The organism is Longimonas sp., from assembly GCF_040409695.1.
GTDB lineage: Bacteria > Bacteroidota > Rhodothermia > Rhodothermales > Salinibacteraceae > Longimonas.
This window is the reverse complement of sequence record NZ_JARWGJ010000194.1, coordinates 1-4,589: the sequence shown is the minus strand read 5'-3', so window position 1 is coordinate 4,589 and position 4,589 is coordinate 1. Positions and strand designations below refer to the sequence as shown.

The following is a 4,589-nucleotide window of genomic DNA, read 5'->3' as shown; positions in this document are numbered from 1 at the left end:
GCAATCAGTCGATCAACTCCAGCGCTTTCAGGTGCTCGTTGATGGTCTGGCGCGTGTCGGCGAGTTCAGATTCGAGGGATTCGATCTCTTGTTGCACCGCTGCCACGTCGATTTCGGGTTCAGGCTCGAAGGTATCCACATAGCGGGGAATGTTGAGATTGAAGTCGTTCTCGGCAATCTCGGCCACCGGCGCCACGTAGCTGTACTTGTCGATCTCGGTGCGCTGGCGGTAGGTCGTCACGATCTTCTCAATGTCCTGCTCGCGCAGCACGTTTTGCTTGGTGCCTTCCTCGTACTCGCGGCTGGCATCGATAAAGACCACGTCCTCGTCGTCGCTGCGGCTCTTGTCGAAAATCAAGATGGCCGCCGGAATGCCCGTGCCAAAGAACAGCTTTTCAGGCAGACCGACGACCGCATCCAACAGGTTCTCCTCAATGAGTGCCTGGCGGATACGCCCCTCGGCGCGGCTGCGAAAGAGTACGCCATGCGGCACAATGACCCCGACGCGGCCGGTGCCTTCGACGGCGGATTCGATCATGTGCGACAGAAACGCATAGTCGCCTCGTGATTTGGGCGGGAGCCCACGATGAAAGCGGTCAAACGGATCGGTCTTGGCGTCGGCCTTGCCCCACTTCTTGAGCGAGAACGGCGGATTGGCGACGACCACGTCGAAGGTCTCCAGCGTGTCGTTGCTGGATTTGAACTCGGGGCTGTTAATCGTGTCGCCCCAGGCGATCTCTGCGTGGTCCATCCCGTGCAGAAACATATTCATGCGGCAGAGGGCCCAGGTACTTCCGTTGCTCTCCTGTCCGTAGATCACCACATTGCGGTCGCCCACTTCCTCGGCCACCTTAATGGCAAGCGAGCCGGAGCCAATGGCGGGGTCGTAGATGCGATCGCCAGAATCCGGATCGACCAGCTTTGCCAGCAGCGTAGACACCTCGTCGGGCGTGTAGAACTCCCCACCTTTCTTCCCCGCATCCGACGCAAACCGGCTGATCAGATACATGTACGCGTTACCGATGATGTCCTCGGTGCCCACCACCGACGGACGGAAGTCGAGCACGGGCTTGTTGAAGTCCTGAATCAGGTTCTTAAGGCGGCGGTTGCGATCTTTCGTCTGACCGAGGGCAGCCTCCGAGTTGAAATCGATGTTGCGGAAGACCCCCTCCAGCTTGCGCTTATTGGCCTCTTCGATCTTCTCCAGTGCCTTGTTGATGACCTGCCCGATGTCGGGCGCATCCTTTTTGGAGGCGATGTGGTCGAACGTCGCTTTCTCGGGCAGTACGAAGCGCTCACGCTCCATCTTCCGCTGGATAAGCCGCTCGTTGTCGTACTCCTCCTGGTACGCTTCGTAGTGGTCTTGCCACACATCGCTGATGTACTTGACGAAGAGCATCGTCAAGATGTAGTTCTTGTATTCGGCAGGATCGACCACCCCGCGAAAGGTGTCGCAGGCCTGCCAGAGCGTACGATTGATTTCAGCTTGCGACGGTTTGCGGTTCGCCATAATACCGTTGGGGTTATTGGGATGCGTGGTGAAGGAGTGTCTGGATGAGGGTCGCGCGCTTCTGCTGGAGTTGCTGCGCGAGGCGCGTTTCCTTATCAGCGAGTTGCGCGATCTGAGCGATTCTCGTCTGGCGTGCCCGAGAGGGCACCGGAAGAGGCAATTCCCTTAGAATCTGCTGGTTGATCGATGCGATGGTGGCTCCTCGTCCAAACGTTTGGAAGTACGACTGCGCCTGCTCCTGATTGAGGTACCAGGTCAGATACGCAGGCAGAAGGCGATCGTCGGTGCGCAGGATGTACAGCTGCGACGAGGCCACCGCGCGGCGTAGCGGCCCGTTGACGTGCCGACGCTGCACCTGTGCAGCCGGGTGACGGGGCCCACGCGGCACGAAGAGTACATCGCCCGCCCGCAACTGATGATGGTCAGGCGGGTCGAGTTCGGCGGCATAATCGATCGTGCCGGTTTCAATGAGCCCCCTGCTGTTGATATGCTTCGGCTCAACCACCGCAAAGACCCCGTCAGTGTCAGGTGTAAACCGCCCGCGTACATACCCTGTACGAATCGATACGAGATCGGTAAGCAATGCCATGCAAAAACCCCCTTATCGTGAGCGAATATAGCCACCGGCCAGATTGGCGTTGGCGTAGAAACAAAAGCGTTCGCCCTCCAACTGTTCCAGCCCACACAGTGTTGTAGCCACCATACAACAAAAAGGTTTGTTGTAAAATAAGCTACAAGCCGTTCGTAAATAGTGTGATGGGCGTCTTTTGTTTGGTGTACAAAACCATTTTAGGAGACGGCATCGTTACATTTGAGTCTTCGTTCTTCTGTCAGCTCATTTTTCGGTGGGCGTACAATCTGTTGAAGAGGCACTTTTTCTACATGTAAACCTGCCCCTTCTCAACGACGTACGCAGACCTGACTCACATCCCCTTACCCACGCGTTGTGCCATGCAACACGATTCCCCCATGCAGCCCGCCCGCATGCCGCAGTCTGTGGTGCCGTACGTGTACACCGCGATTGCGCCCACGCACGACTGGCTGGCGGTGTGGGTAGAGGCAGAGGCTCGCGCCTTCGGATTGCAGCAGCTTGCGGTGCAGAACGACGAGCAGGTGCTGGAGGTGGCGGTGGGCACTGGGCTCTCGTTCCCCGCGCTGGTGCAGGCAAATCCTGATGGTTGGACCGAAGGCCTCGACCGCACGCCGGCGATGCTTCGCAAAGCCGCCCGCCGCATGCGCAATGCGTCGCACCAGCAGTTCGGGCTTCGTCTGGGGGATGCGTACGACCTGCCGTACCCCAATAACACATTCGACGCGCTCCTCAACAGCTACATGTTCGACATGCTACCGGTGGCGGACTTCGTGCCGGTACTGCGCGAGTTCAAGCGCGTGCTCAAGCCGGGCGGGCGGTGCGTCTGCATCAACATGACGGTGCCCACCCACTGGAGCGAGCGACTCTGGGACACGATCTATGCGATCTGGCCCCCACTGCTGGGCGGCTGCCGGGGCGTGGCCATTGCCCCCTTCATGAAAGAAGCCGGCTTCGCCGACGTGCAGCGCACGCGCATCGTACAGCGCACCTTTCCGTCGGAGGTGGTGATCGGTCACACCTGAATAGGTAGCCTACCATTCTTGAGGAAGCTCGTATATCTCAAACGCAGGCTCATCCCCCTCATGCGTGAGTAGTCCAAGATAATCGCCAGCCACGCTGATAGACCGCGCCCGCGTCGGCAGCTCCGTGTCAGCCACAACGCGCCCTGTGTCCTGATCCAGTACATAGAGACGACCGGAGTGGCGAATCTCTTCCAGCCGTCGTTGTATCGCACCCGTCATGGTTGCGAAAAGCCCAGCACGGTCGATTTTCCTGCCAGAATATAAAACGTAGAGGTATTGATCACCGCCTGTAACGTCAAGTACACCAAGAGGGTGTTCCGTAACATCGGGTGCGGACACGGTGTATCCGTCGCGGTAGTCGTACAAGGGAAGCGCGTGCTCGGGCGGATCAGTTGTTGCCCAGCGTAGCCCCTCTTCGGTCAATTTAAGTACGAGCGATCCGTACGTAAACCCGAAAAACGCTCCGTTCTGTGTCGTGTGATGCGGCCCTTGCCGGAGCATCACATTGTCGTCAATATCGCTCTGTTCAAGAGCAGGACTATCTGATACGTCTACTGTTGCAACAGACCTATCAGTAATCTGGTACGCCCCATTATCTTCCCGGAGACGGTGAAGTGTGAAAATAGAAGAGTCTGGACTAAAGCTTGCCATTGCCACCGTGGAATCGTTGACGAGAAACAGGTCTCCTGGAAAACCGCTGATACCGCGCACCTGCCCCTGAAAGTGAATATCACTGTCGTATACATACGCTCTTCGCTGGCCGCTATCCCATACCAGGAAGCCGCCATCTGAAAACTGGCTGATTTTGACCTCTTCTCCAGAGAGTTCGCCAGGTCCTTCCCCAGATACGACAGTAGACCCAATCGGGCTGGCGTCGGCGAGACGGATACGGGCAAGGACCTGGTCGGATGAAAAGGGATCTATTGCCAATACAGAAGTTGGCTGGCTGGTGTCATCTAACAAGAGTTGGAAGTCATATGGGGCTGCGAACCCACTATCATAAGTAGCAACATGCGTCCAGGATACCTGAGGGTTTTCCTGTGCAAAAGACAAAAGTAGCGGGCAAAAGAAGAAGAGAGCGATGGTTATCGTTGTAAAGCGCATGATTTCTACCTATAGTTGACTGAACTACAGCGAACTGACCTTCCGACTTGGAACGTCAGTTCGCTGCACGTCCAAAATAAAAAATTTACAACCCCAATATTTCTTTCAGTCCGTCTATATAGTCACATGGTCCTTTATACGTGACCGAGTTGCACGTACCCCCAAAATTGCATGTACCAAGAATTTTGGTGCCGTACTCAATTATTTTGATCTAGCACTGACTTTGTGGCTACGCGACATTTCCCCCTTCGCGAAGGGGGAAATCCCGAACAGCGTGAGGGAATGGGGGATGTGAGGACCGCGCATTCTGCGACAAGGCGGCGATCAACAAAGGAGGAAGGAAACCCGCACATGCCGTTAT

4 protein-coding genes are annotated in these 4,589 nt (G+C 56.5%); 1 reads left to right on the top strand and 3 read right to left on the bottom strand.

All coding sequences use genetic code 11. From position 1 onward, the window contains the following. Positions 1-4: 4 nt before the first annotated feature. Together PPP56_RS11520 and PPP56_RS11515 are read right to left on the bottom strand one after the other, a co-directional pair. Positions 5-1,510, bottom strand: coding sequence for a type I restriction-modification system subunit M (locus PPP56_RS11520; RefSeq protein ID WP_353564193.1), 1,506 nt, complete (start codon positions 1,508-1,510; stop codon positions 5-7). A gap of 13 nt (positions 1,511-1,523) precedes the next feature. Then, positions 1,524-2,099 (bottom strand): restriction endonuclease subunit S, encoded by a 576-nt coding sequence (locus PPP56_RS11515; protein WP_353564192.1) that lies wholly within the window; start codon positions 2,097-2,099, stop codon positions 1,524-1,526. 362 nt (positions 2,100-2,461) lie between these two features. On the opposite strand from PPP56_RS11515, the gene PPP56_RS11510 reads away from it, so the two are divergent. Beyond that, a complete protein-coding gene (locus PPP56_RS11510; RefSeq protein ID WP_353564191.1) occupies positions 2,462-3,124 on the top strand; it encodes a class I SAM-dependent methyltransferase in 663 nt (220 codons plus the stop codon). 9 nt (positions 3,125-3,133) lie between these two features. On the opposite strand, the gene PPP56_RS11505 is transcribed toward PPP56_RS11510, so the two are convergent. After that, positions 3,134-4,228 (bottom strand): hypothetical protein, encoded by a 1,095-nt coding sequence (locus PPP56_RS11505; RefSeq protein WP_353564190.1) that lies wholly within the window; start codon positions 4,226-4,228, stop codon positions 3,134-3,136. Between the last annotated feature and the right edge of the window lie 361 nt (positions 4,229-4,589).

Coding starts and splice junctions, on each gene's coding strand:
- PPP56_RS11520 (WP_353564193.1), bottom strand. CDS start 1,510: ATGGCGAACCGCAAACCGTCGCAAGCTGAAATCAATCGTACGCTCTGG.
- PPP56_RS11515 (WP_353564192.1), bottom strand. CDS start 2,099: ATGGCATTGCTTACCGATCTCGTATCGATTCGTACAGGGTATGTACGC.
- PPP56_RS11510 (WP_353564191.1), top strand. CDS start 2,462: ATGCAACACGATTCCCCCATGCAGCCCGCCCGCATGCCGCAGTCTGTG.
- PPP56_RS11505 (WP_353564190.1), bottom strand. CDS start 4,228: ATGCGCTTTACAACGATAACCATCGCTCTCTTCTTCTTTTGCCCGCTA.